General features: G+C 74.4%; 13 protein-coding genes. 5 read left to right on the forward strand and 8 right to left on the reverse strand.

Annotation, left to right across the window (positions count from 1 at the left end; genetic code table 11):
* Window positions 1-283: 283 nt before the first annotated feature.
* From secA2 to FZ103_RS13200, 7 genes are all read right to left on the reverse strand, one after another.
* Window positions 284-2,596, reverse strand: coding sequence for an accessory Sec system translocase SecA2 (secA2, locus tag FZ103_RS13170; RefSeq protein WP_156001466.1), 2,313 nt, complete (start codon window positions 2,594-2,596; stop codon window positions 284-286).
* Window positions 2,597-2,762: 166 nt separating this feature from the next.
* Window positions 2,763-3,356 carry an ATP/GTP-binding protein gene (locus FZ103_RS13175; RefSeq protein WP_186356238.1) on the reverse strand — a complete coding sequence of 198 codons (594 nt, stop codon included), beginning with the start codon at window positions 3,354-3,356 and terminating at the stop codon, window positions 2,763-2,765.
* Window positions 3,357-3,632: 276 nt separating this feature from the next.
* A complete protein-coding gene (locus tag FZ103_RS13180; protein WP_156001470.1) occupies window positions 3,633-4,298 on the reverse strand; it encodes a carbon monoxide dehydrogenase subunit G in 666 nt (221 codons plus the stop codon).
* The gene (gene cutA / locus FZ103_RS13185) at window positions 4,295-6,772 is read right to left on the reverse strand and encodes an aerobic carbon-monoxide dehydrogenase large subunit (protein WP_186356239.1); all 2,478 of its coding nucleotides are present in this window, start codon (window positions 6,770-6,772) and stop codon (window positions 4,295-4,297) included. Before cutA ends, FZ103_RS13180 begins: the two co-directional genes overlap by 4 nt.
* Window positions 6,769-7,326, reverse strand: a complete 558-nt coding sequence (locus FZ103_RS13190) for a (2Fe-2S)-binding protein (RefSeq protein WP_156001472.1) — start codon at window positions 7,324-7,326, stop codon at window positions 6,769-6,771. The genes cutA and FZ103_RS13190 overlap by 4 nt, the downstream gene beginning before the upstream one ends.
* The gene (locus FZ103_RS13195; RefSeq protein WP_186356240.1) at window positions 7,323-8,222 is read right to left on the reverse strand and encodes a xanthine dehydrogenase family protein subunit M; all 900 of its coding nucleotides are present in this window, start codon (window positions 8,220-8,222) and stop codon (window positions 7,323-7,325) included. The genes FZ103_RS13190 and FZ103_RS13195 overlap by 4 nt, the downstream gene beginning before the upstream one ends.
* Window positions 8,223-8,292: 70 nt before the next feature.
* Window positions 8,293-9,792, reverse strand: coding sequence for a solute carrier family 23 protein (locus tag FZ103_RS13200; RefSeq protein WP_186356241.1), 1,500 nt, complete (start codon window positions 9,790-9,792; stop codon window positions 8,293-8,295).
* 502 nt (window positions 9,793-10,294) lie between these two features.
* Here FZ103_RS13200 and FZ103_RS13205 point away from each other — a divergent pair.
* Window positions 10,295-11,026: a lytic polysaccharide monooxygenase gene (locus tag FZ103_RS13205; protein WP_156001474.1), complete on the forward strand. Its 732-nt coding sequence runs from the start codon at window positions 10,295-10,297 to the stop codon at window positions 11,024-11,026.
* A 50-nt stretch (window positions 11,027-11,076) separates the two neighbouring features.
* Here the strand turns inward: FZ103_RS13205 and FZ103_RS13210 are convergent, their stop codons facing one another.
* Complete coding sequence (locus tag FZ103_RS13210) at window positions 11,077-12,711, reverse strand: PucR family transcriptional regulator ligand-binding domain-containing protein (protein WP_343233512.1); 1,635 nt, start codon at window positions 12,709-12,711, stop codon at window positions 11,077-11,079.
* Window positions 12,712-13,077: 366 nt separating this feature from the next.
* Between FZ103_RS13210 and FZ103_RS13215 the strand changes: the two genes are divergently transcribed.
* The 4 genes from FZ103_RS13215 to hisS all read left to right on the forward strand — a co-directional run bounded on the left by FZ103_RS13215 (window position 13,078) and on the right by hisS (window position 18,423).
* Window positions 13,078-13,839, forward strand: coding sequence for a DUF2877 domain-containing protein (locus tag FZ103_RS13215; RefSeq protein ID WP_186356242.1), 762 nt, complete (start codon window positions 13,078-13,080; stop codon window positions 13,837-13,839).
* On the forward strand, window positions 13,836-15,329 hold the full coding sequence (locus tag FZ103_RS13220; RefSeq protein WP_156001477.1) for an FdrA family protein: 1,494 nt from the start codon (window positions 13,836-13,838) through the stop codon (window positions 15,327-15,329). Before FZ103_RS13215 ends, FZ103_RS13220 begins: the two co-directional genes overlap by 4 nt.
* A 67-nt stretch (window positions 15,330-15,396) precedes the next feature.
* Window positions 15,397-16,827, forward strand: a complete 1,431-nt coding sequence (locus tag FZ103_RS13225; RefSeq protein ID WP_156001478.1) for a DUF1116 domain-containing protein — start codon at window positions 15,397-15,399, stop codon at window positions 16,825-16,827.
* Window positions 16,828-17,103: 276 nt separating this feature from the next.
* Window positions 17,104-18,423: a histidine--tRNA ligase gene (gene hisS / locus FZ103_RS13230; protein ID WP_156001479.1), complete on the forward strand. Its 1,320-nt coding sequence runs from the start codon at window positions 17,104-17,106 to the stop codon at window positions 18,421-18,423.
* The last annotated feature ends 125 nt before the right edge of the window (window positions 18,424-18,548 follow it).

Here is an 18,548-nt window from a genome sequence, read left to right on the forward strand (position 1 = left end):
GCTGCCCGGGGGTTCCTGGAAAGCGGCGCCCCCGCTGCTCTTCGACACGCCGACGTCGTGTTCGAGTGCTCGGCCACCGCAGACCCGCCACCGGGGGCACGGCTCTGCCCGATGAGTACCGCGCCTGTACCGGGCGCTTGCGCACAGCACCGTAGCGTGAGGGGATTTCACTTCGGTTTCGGGGGTCGCCGAAGGCTTCGGCGAGCCAAACAGCATTCGGGGCCGGAATCGGCTGCGGATTCGGCAGCCGACCCCGGCCCCGTGCCGGTGTTCGCGGGGGTCCTCAGGCCATCTGGCCGGAAGCCGAGAGCTTGCCGCGGAAGCGGCCGATGGCGGTTTCCAGGCCGGAGGAGAACGGGTGGTCGTGCACCATGTAGGTCCAGGTCATCGTGGGCCGCTTGACCCCGACCTCGGCCACGTCGATGGTGCCGTCCTCGCCGACCTCGGCCTCGGCGAAGGTCTCGGCGGCGCGGGCGCGCGCCTCGTCCAGGAAGCCCTTGAACGCGGGGACGGCGTCGCGGTTGAACTCGTCCAGCGGGTCGCGGCGGCCCAGGAAGCGCAGGTGGATGCCTTCGCGGAGCTCGGCCAGGAACGCGTTGTGGTCGGTCCAGCCGCGGTCGAGGTGGTAGAGCGTGATCAGCCGCGCGGCCCGGGCGGTCTCCTCGGCACCGGCGGCCTCGACGAGCTCGGCGTGGTGGGCCGGGCAGTCGATGCTGAGCTGGCGGTCGCCCAGGTCGTCGCGCAGCACCGCCTCGCGGTGCTCCAGCACGACACCGCGCTGGACGTCGATCAGCTGGTTGTAGCGCCAGGTGTTGCGGTGGACCTCCAGCAGCTTGCCTTCGGAGACGCGCTGCGCGTGGTCGACCATCCGCAGCCAGCTCTCGTCGGTGATGGCGCCGTCGCCCTGGGCCTCGTAGCCGCGGGTCTCGGGGGCGTTGTTGGCCACCAGGTCGTCCTCGACGGAGACGAAGTAGGCCGAGGCGCCGGGATCGCCCTGGCGGCCGGCGCGCCCGCGGAGCTGGTCGTCGAGCCGGCTGCTGGGGTAGCGGCCGTAGCCCATGACGTAGAGGCCGCCCTTCTCGACCACCCGGTCGCGGTCGGCCATGTCGCTGCCGCCCAGCCGGATGTCGGTGCCGCGACCGGCCATCTGAGTGGAGACGGTGATGGCGCCGTAGGTGCCGGCCTCGGCGATGATGGCCGCCTCGTCGGCGTCGTTCTTGGCGTTGAGGACGACGCATTCGAGGCCGTCGGCGCCCAGGCGCTTGGCCAGCAGCTCGGACTCGGCGACGTCCTGGGTGCCGATGAGGATGGGCCGCCCGGTGGCGTGCACCTCGGCGATCTCCTCGACGAGGGCGTCCTCCTTCTCCTCGCGGGTGGCGTAGAGGCGGGTGCCTTCGTCCTCGCGGATGCACGGCTTGTTCGGCGGGATGACCGCGACCTCGAGCTCGTAGAACTCGCGCAGCTGGTCGGCCACCGCCATGGCCGTGCCCGTCATGCCGCAGCGCGTGGGATAGCGCAGCACCAGGGACTGCACGGTGATGGAGTCGAGGACCTCGCCGGTGTCGGAGACCGCCACGCGCTCCTTGGCCTCGACCGCGGCCTGCAGGCCGTCGGGCCAGCGCTGAAGGAGGGCGATGCGGCCGCGCGACTCGTTGATCAGCCGGACCTCGCCGTCGCGGACGACGTAGTGCACGTCGCGCTGGAGCAGCGCGTGCGCGTGCAGGGCCAGGTTCACCCGCGGCAGCACGGAGGTGTCGTCCTCGTCGTAGAGGTCGACGCCGCCCAGCTCCTTCTCGACCCGGTCGATGCCGGCCTCGGTGAGCTGGACGTTCCGACCCTCGGGATCGATCTCGTAGTCGGTGCCGGGAGTCAGGTGGCGGACCAGCTCGGCCATCTCGACGTCGGCGTCGGTGGTCTCGGCCGCGCCCGCCAGCACCAGCGGCACGCGGGCCTCGTCGACCAGGACGGAGTCGGCCTCGTCGATCAGCGCGATGCTGGGCTCGGGCACGACGCGCTGCTCGATGTCGGTGACCATGCGGTCGCGCAGCACGTCGAAGCCCAGCTCGCTGACCGAGGCGTAGGTGACGTCGGCGGAGTAGGCGGCGCGGCGCTCCTCGGCGGTTGACTCCTCGCCGATCCACGCCACGGCGACGCCGAGCATGTCGTAGAGGGGCGCCATCCACTCGGCGTCGCGGCGCGCGAGGTAGTCGTTGACGCTGAGCACGTGCACCCGCTGCCCGCGCAGGGCGAACCCGGCGGCGGCCAGCGCACCGGAGAGGGTCTTGCCCTCGCCGGTGGCCATCTCGGCGATGTGGCCGTCCAGCAGCGCCATGACCCCCAGGAGCTGCACGTCGAAGGGGCGCTCGTCGAGCGTGCGGCGTGCCGCCTCGCGGCCCACCGCGCACAGCTCGACGAGGTCGTGCCGGTCGTAGGGCAGATCGGCGCTGCCCAGCTCCGTCGCCCTGTCGGTCAGCTCGGCGTCGCTGAGGTCGCGCAGGTCGGGCTCGCGGGCCTCGATTGATTCCAGAAGCTTGGTATAGGGCCGCAAATCCACCGCGCCGGGCTTGCCCAGCAGACGGCGGACGCTATCAGCCATTCGTCCGAACACCACGCAAGGGTAACGCTGCCGAGCGTCCCGCAGTTCCATTCGGCGGGGACGGAATGTGTCGGCCCCGCTCGGCGGGGGTAGAGCCGGCGCGCATCGCTGCGGCAGGCCGGCGGCGCCCGCCGCGAGCCCCGCGCGGTGGGCGGGAGCGGGCCGCTCAGCGGACGAGCTGGCCCCGCTGCGAACTCCGCTGGGCGGCCTCCATGGCCATGGCGTGGCGCACCAGCGCGACCAGGACCTCCACGACCGAGTTCCGGTCCCGGGCGTCGCAGCGCACGATGGGGACCTCGGGGCTGAGGTCGAGGGCGTCGCGCAGGTCCTCGTCGGTGTAGCCGGGGTCGCCGTCGAAGGAGTTCAGTGCGAGCAGGAAGGGCAGCCGGTACTGCTTCTCGAAGTAGTCCAGCGCCTGGAAGCAGTCCTCCAGGCGTCTGGTGTCGGCCAGGACGACCGCGCCCAGGGCACCGCGCACCAGGTCGTCCCACATGAAGTAGAACCGCTGCTGGCCCGGCGTACCGAACAGGTAGAGGGTCAGGTCGGTCTCCAGCGAGATGCGGCCGAAGTCCATGGCGACGGTCGTGCTGGTCTTGTCGGGGGTGTGGGACAGGTCGTCGACGCCGGCGCTGGCGGCGGTGACGGCCGCCTCGGTCCGGACCGGCGGGATTTCCGAGACCGCGCCGACGAAGGTCGTCTTCCCCACGCCGAACCCGCCGGCGACGATGATCTTCGTTGAGAGTTTCGGTGCTTCGCTCACGTGGATCTCGGCTCCCTCACGACGCTGGGCCAAAGCAGGGCGTTCGTAGCGGACGGTGCCAGACGATGCGAGAACGCCTGCAGCTACGGAGATGCGGGTCCTGACAGGGGCTCTCGGACACCACTGAGTGAACCTAGCACCGCCCGGCGCCGCGAGGTGACCACTCGACTACCGATCAAGGTCACGAGAGAGCGACAGTCGGCCCTAAAGCGCCTGGAACCGCCCATTCGCGGGCATCGCGCCGCCGACCGGAGGGCGCTTCGGCGGCGCGGGGTTTCAGCGCGCGCGGCGCCCCGCCCACGCGCCCACGAGCACCCCCGCCAGCGCCGCCGCGGCGCCGAATACGGCACCGCGCATGAACGCCGCAGCGCCGTCGCCGGCCGCCGCGGGCGCGGCAGGCCGGGGCGGGGATGGGGCGGGGGCGGACGCGTCCTCGGCGGGGGCCCCGACCGCGGCCGCCCCCGGACCCGGCTGCTGCGGGACCGCGCCGCTCGCCGAGGGGCGCCCGGCGACCTCCTCGTCGAGGCGGCCGAGGAACTCCCCGGCCATCTTCCTGGCGACGCCCTTGAGCATGCGCTGCCCGACGCCGCCGACCATGCCGCCCACCACGGCGTCGGCGTCGTAGGAAAGCTCGGTGCGGCCGTCGCCCAGATCGGACAGGCGAACCCCGATCTCGGCGGTGACGGTGCCGGGCGCGCCCGCGCCCTGGGCGTGCATCGTCAGCGACTCGGCGGGCCGCAGATCCCGCAGCCGCACCTCGCCCTGGAAGGTGCCCTTGATCGAGCCGATGCCGGCGCTGACGGTGCCGCGGTACTCGTCGGGCCCGGTCTGCTCCAGTCCCTCGCAGCCGGGGATGGCCCGGGCCAGTGCCTCGGGGTCGAGCATGCGCTCCCAGACCCGCTCCGCGGGGGCCTGCAGTGTGGCGCTGCCGGTGATCTTCATCGGGGCTCCCTCGCGGACGGGACGGATGTGTCGGAGGCGGTGGCGGGTGACGGGCGGGGAGGCACGGACGCCACCTCCCCCGCCGCGTGGCGGTTGCGCAGCTCGAACAGCTCCGAGGGCGAGATGGGCATCCGATCGACGCGGAATCCCTCGGCGTCCTCCACCGCCGCCGCCAGCACGGCCGAACCGGGGATGACGCCGGCCTCCCCCGCACCCTTGACGCCCAGCGGGTTGAGCGGGCTGGGCGTCTGCATGTGCGCGATCTCCACGGTCGGGACCTCGCTGGCATAGGGCATCAGGAAGTCCATCAGCGAGGCGTTGAGCAGCTGGCCGTCGGAGTCGTAGGCCATGCGCTCATACAGCGCGCCGGCCACGCCCTGGGCCACGCCGCCGTGCACCTGGCCCTCCACGATGCGCGGATTGATCAGGTTGCCGCAGTCGTGGACGACGCAGTAGCGCAGGATGCGGATCTCGGCGGTGTCGGGATCGGTCTCGACGACGGCCGCATGCGCGCCGTTGGCGAAGGTGCAGCGCAGCGGCGAGTGGTAGTCGGTGCCCTCCAGGCCGGGCGCCTCGCCCTCGGCCACCGGCGGGCTCTCGTGGTCGGCGGCGCCGCTGAACTGGGTGGCCGCCGCCGATGCGGCGTCGAAGGCGTAGCGCAGCGGGTTGGACAGCACCGCGACGGTGCCCAGCTCGATACCGTGGGCCGGGCTGCCCTTGACCTGGATGCGCCCGTCGGCGAACTCCAGGTCGCCGGCGTCGGCCTCCAGGGCTTCGGCGGCGATGCGCAGCGCCTTCTCCTTGAGCCTGCGGGCCGCCAGCGCGACGGCGCTGCCGCTGGTGACGGCGCCGCGGGAGGCGAAGGTGCCCACCGAGTAGGCCATGCGCCGGGTGTCGCCCGTGGTGACCTCCACGTCGGCGATGGGGACGTCCAGCTCGTCGGCCACGATCTGGGCGAGCACGGTGCCGTGCCCCTGGCCCTGGCTGGTCAGCCCGGTGGCCACCCGTACCTTGCCGCTGGTCTCGACCTGCACGTGCCCGCCCTCGTAGGGCCCGGGGCCGGTGCCCTCGACGTAGCAGGCCACGCCGATGCCCACGCGCCTGCCCTCGCGCCGGGCCCGCTCGCGGTACTCCGCGAAGCCGGGCCAGTCCACCAGCTCGGCGATCATCTCCAGCATGCGCGGGTAGTCGCCGGAGTCGTAGATCAGCGGGCGGCCGTCCTGGAACATCAGCCCCTGGTCGTAGGGCATCTCCTCGGGCCGGATGACGTTGGCCGCGCGCACCTGGAGCCGGTCCAGGCCCAGGTGGTCGGCGACGGCGTCCATGGTCCGCTCCATCGCGAAGACGCCCTGCGGCCGCCCGGCCCCGCGGTAGGGGGTGACGACGGCGGTGGTGGTGTAGAGGCTGCGGAACTCCACGCGGTAGGCGCCGGGCTTGTAGGGGCCGAGCAGCTGCGTGGAGGTCACGATGGGCACGATGACGCCGTAGGGCAGGTAGGCGCCGTTGTCGTGCAGGATGTCGACGTCGAGGCCCAGGATCCGCCCGCTGTCGTCGAAGCCGACCCGCACCCGCTGGCGCTGCGCGCGCTCGTGGGCGGCGGCCACGAAATGCTCGCGGCGGTCCTCGACCCACTTGACCTCGCGGCCCAGCCGGCGCGCCGCCCAGGGCACCATGACCTCCTCGGGCCAGGGGTGCACGATCTTCACGCCGAACCCGCCGCCGACATCGGGCACGACCACGTCGACCTGGCCCAGGGCCAGCTCCAGCTTGGCGGCCACGGCGGCCCGCACGCCGGTGGCGGTCTGGGTGGAGCTGTAGACGCGCAGCCGGCCGTCGTCGGTGCCCGTGGCGCTGGTCGCGGGTTCCCAGCGGGCGTAGACCCCGCGCCCCTCCAGCGGGGTGGCGGCCGAACGCTCGATGTCCAGCTCCAGCTCCAGGGAGTTGGGCGCGGCGGCCACAGCGGCGCGGGCGTCGCCGACCTCCTGGACCAGATGGGCGGCGACGTTGTCGGCCATGCCGGCGTGGACCGTGCGCTCGGCCGACACCGCGGCGTCGACGCCGACCACGGCCTCGCCGACCTCGTAGTCCACCCGGATCCGGGCGGCGGCGTCCTCGGCGGCGTAGCGGTCGGCGGCCACGACCATGGCGACGGGCTCGCCGACGTAGTGCACGTGCTCGCGGGCCAGCGCGTAGGGGGTGCGGCCGTCGACGATGCAGGGATGGGGGATCAGCAGGGGCAGCGGCTCGGCCATGGCCCCGGACAAATCCTCGTAGGTGAACACGGCGATGATCCCCGCGACGTCGACGGCGTCCGTCGCGTCGATGTCGCGGATGCGGGCCCGGGCGTGCGGGCTGCGGACGAACGCCGCGGCGCAGGCTCCGGCGCCCAGGTCGTCCAGGAACGCGCCGCGTCCGGCGACCAGGCGCGCGTCCTCGCTGCGCTGGACGGGCGCGCCGAACATGCGGGTGCTCACGGGCGGCCTCCCCCCGCCTCGGGGACCCGTCCCTCTTCGGCCGGCGGGCGGGCCCTGGGGACGCCGTCCTGCCCGCGGGTGATCTCCGCGGCGCGCAGCACGGCGGCGACGATGTTCTGGTACCCGGTGCAGCGGCACAGGTTGCCCGTGACGGCCTCGCGCGCGTCGTCCTCGCCGGGGTCGGGGTTGTCGCGCAGGTAGGCCGCGACCAGGGTGAGGAAGCCGGGGGTGCAGAAGCCGCACTGCAGCGCGTGGCACTCGGCGAAGGCCTGCTGGACCGGGTGCGGAGTGCCGTCGGCGGCGGCCAGCCCTTCGACGGTGGTGATGTCGGCGTGCTGGGCGGCGCTGACGGCCAGCATCAGGCAGGAGCGCACCGGCCGCCCGTCCACCAGTACGGTGCATGCGCCGCAGACCCCGTGCTCGCAGCCGACGTGGGTGCCGGTGAGCCCCAGGTCGTGGCGCAGGCAGTCCGACAGCAGGCGGCGGGCGGGCACCCGGGCGGTGTGCTGGATCCCGTTCACCCGCAGCCGGATGTCGTGCACGTCCTCGGTCATCGGCTCGCTCCGGTGTAGGTGTCGGCGACGGCGGCGGGCGCGGCGGCGGCCGCCCGGGCCAGGGCCCGCGCGGTCAGCACCCGCGCCAGGTGGCGGCGGTAATCGGCGCCGGCGTGGATGTCGTCCTCGGGGTCGGCCTGTTCGGCCGCCGCCGCGGCGGCCCCGTCCAGGTCGCCGAGGCGGGCGGTGCGGCCCGCCAGGTGGTCGGTGAGGTCGACCACCAGGGGGACGGGGGCCACCGAGATCAGGCAGCACCGGGCGGCGGTGATCCGCCCGTCGGCGCCGAGGGTCACCGCTGCCGCCGCCCCGCACAGCGCGTAGTCGCCGTTGCGGCGGGCGGTCTCGACGAACGCGGTCCCGGTGCCCGGCCGCGGCCGCGGAAACCGCGCGGCCACCGCGATCTCGCCGGGGGCCAGGGCCGTCTCCATGGGTCCGGTGACGAACTCGGCGGCGGGCACCGTGCGGGTGCCCGCGCGGCCGCGCACCTCGACGGCCCCCTCCAGCAGCGCCAGCACGGCGGGCATCTCGGCAGAGGGGTCGGCGTGGGCGATGCTGCCGACGGTCGTCCCCCGGTTGCGGATGACGGGGTGGGCCACCAGCCGCAGGCCCTGGCCAAGCAGCGGGACGGCCTCGGCCGCGGCGGTGTCGGCCTCCAGTTCCGCATGCCGCACCCGGGCGCCCACGCGCACTCCGGCGGCGTCCACGCGGATGTCCTCCAGCCCGGCCACCGCGTTGATGTCGACCAGGACGCGCGGGGCGGCCAGCCGCATGTTCAGCAGCGGGATCAGGCTCTGCCCGCCGGCCAGGACCTTGCCCTCGTCGCCCGCCTCGGCCAGCAGGCCGACGGCCTCGTCCAGGTCGGTGGGCGCGTGATAGGCGAACGGCGGTGGCTTCACGGATCTCCTTTCGCTGCGCGCCCGCGGCCCCGGCGGTGGGAGGGGCCGGTGGGTGGTCTTTCCCTCCAGGTCAGGCGCTCGGCCCGCCCCCTCGGGGGCCTTCCTTCCCGGTATCGGCGCTCTCACCGCCGCCGGTGTCCTCGGTTTCGGTGCCCAGGGCCTCGGCCTCCACACCGCTGCCCAGGACGATGCCGGCGCCGGAGCCGGCGGCCGAGTGCCCGGCGCCGTCTCCGTCGGGTGCCGGCGCGGGCCGCATGTCGGCGGGCGCCAGGCGGTAGAGCAGGTGGTAGCCGAGCAGGATGATGATCGTGCCCAGCGCGATGCCCTCCAGGGAGAAACCCTCGGTGATGTGCAGGCTCACCCCGCCGATTCCCGCGATCAGCCCCGCGGCGAGGGGGACCAGCACGATCGGGTTGCCGAAGTCGACCCGGTTCTCCACCCAGATCTTCGCGCCGAGCAGGCCGATCATGCCGTAGAGCACGACGGTGATGCCGCCGAGGACGCCGGCGGGCGTGGCGGCGACCAGTTCCCCGAACTTGGGGCACAGCCCGAAGAGGATGGCCGCGAGCGCGGCGATGTAGTAGGCGGCGGTGGAGTAGACGCGCGTGGCGGCCATGACGCCGATGTTCTCGGCGTAGGTGGTGGTGGGCGCGCCGCCGACCGCGCTGGCCAGGGAGGTGGCCAGACCGTCGGCGAAGATGGCGCGGCCCATGTAGGGGTCGAGGTCGTCGCCGGTCATCTCCTGGACGGCCTTGACGTGGCCGGCGTTCTCCGCGATCAGCGCGATGACCGCGGGCAGCGCGATCAGGACCGCCGAGGTCTCGAAGGCCGGCGCGTGGAAGTCGGGCAGCCCGATCCAGGGCGCGTCGGCCACCGCGCTGAGGTCCACCCGCGGGGCCGCGCCGCCGCCCTGGCCCTCGGGCAGCGGGGCCGGGCCGAAAGCCAGGTCGAACAGCCACGACAGCGCGAATCCGAACACCAGCCCCAGCAGGATGGTGATGCGACCCAGGAAGCCGCGCAGCAGCACGGTGGCCAGGATGACGAAGGCCATGGTCAGCAGGCCGATCCACTGGTCAAAGGGCCAGTAGTTCTCGGCGACCACCGGAGCGAGGTTGAAGCCGATCAGCATGACGACCGCGCCGGTGACCGCGGGCGGGAACGCGGCGAGCACGGCGTTGGGCCCCAGCAGGTGGATGGCGACGCCGGCGAGGGCGAGCACCAGCCCGGCGACCAGGATCGCGCCGGTGAGCAGGGCCGGGTTGGCGCCCTCGGGGGAGATGGCGGCCGCCGCGGCCACGAAGGAGGCGCTGGTGCCCAGGTAGCTGGGCACGCGCCCCTGCACGATGAGCAGGAAGAGGATGGTGGCGACGCCCGACATCATGATCGCCAGGTTGGGGTCCAGGCCCATGATGACGGGGAAGACGAACGTCGCACCGAACATGGCGACGACGTGCTGGGCGCCCAGGCCGGTGGTGCGCCCCCAGGAGAGGCGCTCCTGGGGGCGCACCACCTCGCCGGGGGGCGGGGCGCTGCCGTCGCCGTAGAGCTTCCACCGCAAGCCGAGGTTCACTGGGGCCTCCACACCTGACGTGTCCGAAGCGACCGGGGGCGCAGGCGGGCCCGACCGGAGGGACTGGCACGGGCACGCGCTCGGATCGGCGGGTCAACGCGGACGTGATCCACTTCACTTCCGGGCAACCCTAGGGGCCTCACCGGGCGGCGGCACGGGCGAGATCTGCCAAAGGCGGGCTCGATCGTTGGCGAAGTCCGGCCCCGTTCGCCCCCGGTCGCATGTACCCCAACAGTCCTGCACAGCCGTATGACGGCACTGTCGCCGCCCGGTTGCGCAGCGGTAACCGCTGCCCCGCCCGGGCGCCGCCGGGCCGGCCCCCGGCACCCGGAACACCGTCCGCACCCTCTTGCTCGCGCACTGTGCCGGGATTACGATACGGGTCCGCGTGATATGGGCCCCGGAGGCGAGGCCGACCGCCATCGCAGCGCTGTGCGCTGCCTCGATCCAGCCGTCGAATCGAACCGCTTCAATCCCTCCAATCGAATCGCTTCGAGGTCCCATGTCTGCGCAATCCCCCCGTGCACCCCGTCCGCCATCCGCCGCCCGGACCGCGCTGCGGCGCGCCCTCGTCCTGAGCGCCGCGGTTCCGCTCGCGCTCACCACCCTGTTCACCGCGAACGCCTTCGCCCACGGCTCCACCGTCGACCCCGCCTCCCGCAACTACGGCTGCTGGCAGCGCTGGGGCGACGACTTCCAGAACCCCGACATGGCCACCGAGGACCCCATGTGCTGGCAGGCCTGGCAGGCCGACAGCACGGCCATGTGGAACTGGAACGGGCTCTACCGCGAGAACGTCGGCGGCGACCACCGGGCCGCCATCCCCGACGGGCAGCTCTGCAGCGCCGGGCGCACCGGCGGCGACCGCTACGCCGCGCTGGACGAGCCCGGCCCCTGGCACACCACCCCGGTGCCCAACGACTTCACCGTCACCGTGCACGACCAGGCCCTGCACGGTGCGGACTACATCCGCATCTACGTCACCGAGCAGGGCTTCGACCCCGAGACCCAGCGGCTGGGCTGGGGCGACCTGGAGCTGGTGGCCGACACCGGCACCATCCCGCCCGGCGAGGGCCGGCCTTCCGACGCGCCGTCGCTCAACGGGGTCTCCATCGACATCGACGTGAGCGCACCCGGCCGGACCGGGCACCACATCGTCTACATGGTGTGGCAGGCCAGCCACTACGACCAGGTGTTCTACGCCTGCAGCGACGTCTCCTTCCCCGGCGCCTGAGGCTCCGGCCGCCCGCGCGGCACCCGGTCGCCCCGTGCGCCGCGCGGGCTCTAATCCCGCAGGTCGCGCATGCGCACCGCGCGGAGGGCCACCATGATGTTCAGCCGCAGGTGCGGATCGGTGCTGAAGGGGCCCAGCATGCGCTCCAGCTTGCCGATCCGGTAGCGCAGGGTGTTGTAGTGGAAGTGCAGCAGCCGCGCGGTCTCGGCGACGTTGAGGTTGTTGTCCAGCAGCGTCTCCAGCGTGCTGCGCAGGTCGTCCTTCTCCGGCGTCCCGGTCTCGGCCAGCTCGCCCAGGGTCTCGGCGGTGAAGGAGCGCAGTTCGGCGGTATCGGGGATCTGACTGAGCAGCCGGTAGACGCCCAGGTCGTCGAACTCGGCCACCGATCCCGGACCGTTCATGCGCCGGCCCACCCGAGCGGCCTGGCGGGCCTGCTCGTAGGCGCGGGGCAGCTCGGCCGGACCGTGCGCCACGCGGCTGATGCCGGTGGCGAAGGGCCGCCGCCCGCCTCCGCCGTCCCCGGCGACCTGGGCGATGACCGAGCGCACCAGCCGACCCGGCGCGCCGCCGGCTGCGCCGTTCCCGCCGCTGTCGGCGCCCATCAGCACCACGACCTCCTGGCTGTAGCCGACCACGGCCGCGCGGGGGTCGCGCTCGCGCACCACCATGCTCCACGCCCCGGCGAAGCGCTCGTGCGCGGGTCTGAGGTCGCCCGCCGCCGGCACCGGGGCGCCCGGCTCGGCGTCGAGCTCGGCCACCACGACGACCAGGGGGCGGTCGATGTCCCAGCCCAGGCTCGCGCAGTGGCGGACGGCGTGGTCGTCGTCGCCGGCGCGTCCGGCCAGCAGGTCGCGCAGAAAGTCGCCCTGGTACTTGCCCTCCACCGCCGACACCGCCAGGTCGCGGGTGATGACCAAGGCCGCGGTCGCCGCGGCCCGCTCCAGCAGGTGCACGTCGGCCGCCTCGGCGCTGCGGCCGCGGGTGATCAGCACGACGCGGCCGTGGTCGAGGTTGCCGGCGAGGATGGGCACCTGGACCACGCGCGGGTCCTCGTCGTCCAGCGCGTGCGCCCCGTGCTTGAAGTTCTCCACCTGGAAGCGGCCGCCGGCGGGGTCGAAGCAGCGCGGGTCGGCCAGCACCGCCTCGTCCATACCCGAGCGGGCCAGCACGCGGCCGTCGGGAGTGGTGACCATGACGCTGCCGTCGAGCAGTTCGGGGAGCTTGCTCGTGATCGCCGCCAGGCCGCCGCCGGCGAGGATGACGTCGACCAGGACGCGGTGCACCTCCTCGGCGCGGGCCAGCGTGGCCGCCTGGCGGTTGAGGATGTCGGTGAGCAGCTGGTTGAGCACGTCGTCGAAGGCCACCGCCCCGCTCAGGCGGAGCAGGGGCAGGCCCAGGGAGTCGGCCGTGCCCAGCACCTCCGGCGGCAGGGTGTCGACGTAGCGGCCGAGCTTGATCGCGACCGCGGCCAGCCCCCGCTCGTCGAGGTCGCGCACCAGCCCCGCCAGGTCGCCGGCGCTGCGCAGCGGGTAGCCGGTCGTCAGCAGCAGCTCGTTGGGCTTGACCCAGGGGAGGATGTCGGGCACCTCCATGACGTTGAGCCGCTGGATCACCCGGTCCAGGCCCTCCGCCCCGGCCAGCACCTCGGCGCCGGCCAGGCTCGACAGGCTGAGTGCGTCGGCCACGGAAAGGCCGCGCGCCAACGTGCTCGCCGAGTGCACATGATCGGCGCTCGGCAGATCCTGTCCAGGTCCGGACCCATCGTTGGCAAGGTTTTCCATGGGTCGACGATAGCCGTCGGCATAGCGTCGCTTCCGGGCCCACCGGGGCGGCGGTGGGCGGCGCCACGGAGACACCGCGGAGCGAAGGGAGGGGCCATGGCGGCACGGCCCTTCTGCGCGGCGGCCCCGGCCCCGCCCGAGCGCGCCGGTGCGGGCCCTGGGGCCCGCGTCGCGGGCGCGCCCGCGGCGGAGCGGCACCTGCCTGCGGCGGCGTCCTCGGCTCTTTATGACATTGTGAGCGGCCCATTTCGGCCGTCGCGAATACTGGGCGTGTCCCCTCTGGCGGTCTACCTTGAAGTCGAGGGCCCGCACGAGGCGACGGTGATCGCTCTCCTGGCACGAGACGCCGTCCGGTTGCCCAACGGGCTGGTCCTCGTCGGCACGCAGAGCGTGGGGCCGTTCGCCGACGTCGCCGCGGCGACGTCGGTCCGCATCGGTCGATGCTCCGCGGTGTTCGACGGCCCCACCGGCCCGTGTACCGTCCGCGCGGGCCGGTGGTGGCGTCCGCCCCTGCCCCGTCCGCCGCGCGCCGAGCGCGTGCCCGCGGCGGTGGCCGAACTCGGCCGCGCGCTGCGCGGCGCGGCCGGCGGCCTGCCCGGCGACGCCGTCGCGGCGCTGGAAGGCGATGCGGCCCGCGCAGGCGCGGCCGGCGACGCCTGCCGACGGCTGATCGGACGCGGCCCCGGCCTCACGCCCAGCGGCGACGATCTCATCTGCGGCTACCTGCTCGCCGCCCGCCATCTCGGCGCGTCGGCGGCGGCCGCCGCCCTGGCCGCCGCCGCCGAGCGGGCCGCACCCGCCACCACGGCCCTCTCGGCCGACCTGGTGCGCCATGCCGCCGCCGGCAGGGCCTGCCCCCAGGCGGTGGAGGTGCTGGACGCGCTGGGCGGCCACGGGCCCCTCGCACCCGCACTGGAGGAGCTGCGCCGCATCGGCCACACCTCCGGCACCGACCTGGCGCTGGGCATGCTGGCAGGCGCCCGGGCGGCGCTTCTCCGCCCAAGGCCCGACGATCTGGGGAGGCCCCGATGACCACGGAACCGGCGAGCGCGACGCGGGTGGAGGTGCGCAAGGGCGCCTACCGCGACTCGGTCGCGCTGATGCGCGTCACCCGCGAGGTCGCCGACGTCGCGGGCGTGGACGCGGCCCTGGTGGCGATGGCCACCGACCTGAACCTGGGCATCCTCGCGGAGATGGGCTGCGCCGCACCCGCGGGGACCGGGCCCGACGACCTGCTGATCGCGGTGCGGGCGGCCGACGGCGCGGCGCTGGAGCGCGCCCTGGGCGCCGCCGAGTCCGCACTGGCGGCGATGTCGCGGGGCGGGGACGGCGCGGCGCCCGCGGACGTCCCGCCGCGCACGCTGCGCACCGCCGCCCGGCGGGCCGAGGCGCAGGGACGCCCGGCCACCCTCGCGCTGGTGTCCGTGCCGGGCCGCTACGCCGCCGCCGAGGCGTTCGACGCGCTGGAGGCGGGACTGGACGTGCTGGTCTTCAGCGACAACGTGCCCGTCGAGCAGGAGGCGGCGCTCAAGCGCACGGCCGAGGAGCTGGACCTTCTGGTCATGGGCCCCGACTGCGGCACCGCGGTCGTGGGCGGCGCCGGGTTCGGCTTCGCCAACGCGGTGCGGCCCGGACCGGTGGGCGTCGTCGCCGCCTCGGGCACCGGGGCACAGCAGGTCATGTGCCTGCTGGACGCCGCCGGGCTGGGTGTCAGCCACTGCCTCGGTGTGGGCGGGCGCGACCTGTCGGCGGCGGTGGGCGGCGCCTCCACGCGCCGGGCGCTGCGGCTGCTGGACGAGGACCCGGCCACCGAGCGCATCGTCCTGGTCTCCAAGCCGGCGGCGCCGCGGGTGGCCGAGGAGGTGCGGGAGCTGGCCGCGGGGCTGGCGACACCGGTGCACACGGTGCTGGTGGGCACCGGGGACTCCGACATCAGCGCGGCAGTGGCCGAGGTCGCCGCCGCGGCGGGCGCCGGCGGGTTCCGCTGGCCCGAGTGGCTTCCGGACTCGGCGCCGCAGCGGCCGCCCGGGGCGCTGCGCGGCCTGTTCTGCGGCGGCACCCTCGCCGAGGAGGCCGCCGCCGTCGCGTCGCGCACGCTGGGTCCGGTGCGGGTCGGGGCCGGGGACGGATCCGGCGGCGGGAGCGCGGGCGGCCACCTGGTGACCGACTTCGGCGACGACGCCTTCACGCTGGACCGGCCGCACCCCATGATCGATCCCGCGGCGCGCACCGAGCGCTTCGCCGCCGAGCTCGCCGACCCGGCCGCCGCCGCGGTGCTGGTGGACGTGGTGCTGGGCCACGGCGCCCATCCCGACCCGGCGGCCGGCCTCGTCGAGGCGCTGGCGCATGCGGGCCCGCAGCGTCCCCACGTCCTGGTGTCCCTGTGCGGCTCCGCGGGGGACGTGCAGGGCAGGGACGACCAGGCCGAGCGGCTGCGCCGGGCAGGCGCCGAGGTCTACGCCTCGAACTCAGCCGCCGCCCGCCGCGCCGCATCCCTGGCCGCGGGCGCGGAGCCGGCCTGATGGCCCGCCCGCCCCGGCACACACCAGCCGCCCGCTGCGGGCGGAGTCTCGCGAAGGGCAGGACGAGATGAGCAGGTCCCGACTCCTCACCGACGACCCCGTCGTGGTCGCCTCCGGCGCGCGGCTGCTGTCGGAGGCGCTGGAGGCCCAGGCCGTCCCGGTCGCCGACACCGACTTCCACCCGCCGATGGCCGCACCCGGCGGCGGGGACACCGCCGGCGACCTGGTGCGCGTCCTGGCCGACCCGCGGCGCGGCGCCGCCAACGCCGAGGCCGTGCGGCGGGTGCTGGGCGTGCGCCCGCAGCTGGTCGACGTGCGCCCGGCGGGCGAGGCGCTGGAGTTGCGCCCCGGTTCCTTCCTGCACGCCGGCCCGCCGGTGGACTGGGAGCACGCCTCGGGTCCGCTGCGCGGCGCGCTGATGGGCGCGATGGTCTTCGAAGGCCTGGCCGACACCCCCGAGGACGCCGAGGCCGCGCTGCGCCGCGGCGGCGCCGAACTGGAGCCCTGCCACCACCGCGGCGCCGTGGGCCCCATGGCGGGCGTGGTGAGCCCGTCGATGTGGGTGTTCGAACTGGCCGACGCCGACACCGGCCGCCGGTCGTGGTGCTCGCTCAACGAGGGCCTGGGCGCGGTGCTGCGCTACGGCGCCTACGGCCCCGATGTCATCGAGCGCCTGCGCTGGATGTCGCGGGTGCTGGGCCCGCTGCTGCGCGACGCGGTGCGCGCGCACGGCCCGGTCGACATCGGCGCGATCCTCGCGCAGATGCTGCAGATGGGCGACGAAGGCCACAACCGCAACAGGTCGGGCACCCTGATGCTGCTGCGGACTCTGCTGCCCGACCTGCTCGCGGGCGGCGCGCCGGCGGGCGACGTCGCCGCGGCGGCCGACTTCATCGGCGGCAACGACCACTTCTTCCTGAACCTGGCCATGCCCGCCGGCAAGCTCATGATGGACGCGGCCCGCGGCATCCCCGGCTGCACCATGGTGGTGGCCATGGCCCGCAACGGCACGGAGTTCGGGATCCAGGTCTCCGGCTGCGGCGACCGGTGGTTCACCGCGCCGGCGCTCACCCCCGAGGGGCTGTTCCTGGGCTCCTTCGGCCCCGAGGACGCCAACCCCGACATCGGCGACTCCACCATCACCGAGACCTGCGGGATCGGCGGGTTCGCGATGGCCGCGGCGCCGGCGATCGTGCGGTTCGTCGGCGGCGACGCCGACTTCGCCCTGCGCACCACGCGCAGCATGTACGAGATCACGCTGGCCGAGAACCCCGCCTTCCAGCTGCCCATCCTGGACTTCCGCGGCGCGCCGACCGGGATCGACGCGACGCGTGTGGTGCGCACCGGGATCCTGCCGCAGATCAACACCGGAATGGCCGGGCGCGTGCCCGGAACCGGTCAGGTGGGCGCGGGCCTGGTCACCCCGCCGGCCGAGTGCTTCACCGCGGCGCTGGCCGCCCTCGCGGCCGAGGCGCCGACTCTGCCGGCCGCCGGCTAGCCGGCCGCGGCACGGCGCCTGCCGCGGCGGTGTGCGCAGGGCCGGAAGGTGCGGGATTCCGCCCGGGAGGCGCGGAGGGCCTACCATTGACCCGAGCGCCGCGGCACCCGCGGTACCGGCCTGCGCCGACCCCGCCGCCCGGCGGTGCGCGCGAGGCGGTCGGCACCGCCGCCCGGCGCGATCGCACCGACCAGCCTGCCGCCGCCTGCTCTTCCCCGGTCCCGGGCCGGGAGAGCGGGCCGAGGCGGCCCCGGCCGCAAGGAGCCACCCGAACCGATGTCCGACCAGCGCGTCCTCCGCCCCACACCCATCAGCGGCTTCCCCGAGTGGTCGCCGGAGATCCGGTCCGTGGAGCTGGCCTGGCTGGACCATATCCGCACCGGGTTCGAGCGGTACGGCTTCGCCTCGATCGAGACCCCGTCGGTGGAGAGCCTCGACGTGCTGATGGCCAAGGGCGAGACCTCCCAGGAGGTCTACACCCTGCACCGGCTGCAGGAGGACGCCGGCGAGGGCTCCGACGCCCGCCTGGGCCTGCATTTCGACCTGACGGTGCCGTTCGCGCGCTACGTCGCCCAGCACTTCAACGAGCTGTCGTTCCCGTTCAAGCGCTACCAGATGCAGCGGGTCTGGCGCGGCGAGCGCCCGCAGGAGGGCCGCTTCCGCGAGTTCACCCAGTGCGACATCGACGTGATCAACGTCGACCAGGTGCCGCTGCACTTCGACGCCGAACTGCCGCGCATCGTGCACGAGGTGCTCAGCGGGCTCGACCTGCCCTCCTGGACGCTGCGCGTGAACAACCGCAAGGTGCTGCAGGGCTTCTACGAGGGCCTGGGCATCGCCGACCCGATCACGGTCATCCGCGCCGTGGACAAGCTGCACAAGATCGGCGCCGAGGGCGTGCGCGACATCCTGCTGGAGCAGGCGGGCGCCACTCCCGAGCAGGCGGCGGCCTGCCTGGAGCTGGCCGCGGTCGGCGGCGCCGACGCCGCCGAGGTGGCGGCCGAGGTCAAGCGGCTGGGCGTGCGGTCGGAGCTGCTGGAGGAGGGCCTGGAGGAGCTGGGCTTCGTGCTCGGTTCGCTGGCCGACCTGCCCGCGGGGAGCGTGGTGGCCGACCTGTCCATCGCGCGCGGACTGGACTACTACACCGGCACCGTCTACGAGGCCGCCTTCGACGACGACCCCGGATACGGCAGCATCTGCGCGGGGGGCCGCTACGAGGACCTGGCCGGGCAGTTCATCCGGCGCCGGCTGCCCGGTGTGGGCATCTCCATCGGGCTGACCCGCATCTTCGCCAAGCTGGTGGCCGAGGGCCGCATCGCACCGGGGCGCTCCTGCCCCACCGAGGTCCTGGTGGCCGTGCCTTCGGCCGAGCGCCGCGGCGAGGCGCTGCGCACGGGTGCGCTGCTGCGCGGGCGCGGCATCAACACCGAGGTCTTCCATCAGGCCGCCAAGCTGGGCAAGCAGATCCAGTACGCCTCGCGCAAGGGCATCCCCTACGTGTGGTTCCCGCCGTTCGAGGACGGCAAGGACCACGAGGTCAAGGACCTCGGCAGCGGCGAGCAGGCCACCGCCGACCCGGCACTCTGGCGCCCCTGACCCCCGACCGGGCCGGGACGGCGCCCTACCACGGGTCACAGCGCCGTTCCGGCCGTTCACACCGAGTGCCGAAACCGGCCAGACGCGAGACAACCGCGGACCCGCGTGCAAGACTGCTGGGCAGG

Origin of the sequence: Streptomonospora sp. PA3 (assembly GCF_009728995.1) — a bacterium.
Taxonomy (GTDB): Bacteria; Actinomycetota; Actinomycetes; order Streptosporangiales; family Streptosporangiaceae; genus Streptomonospora.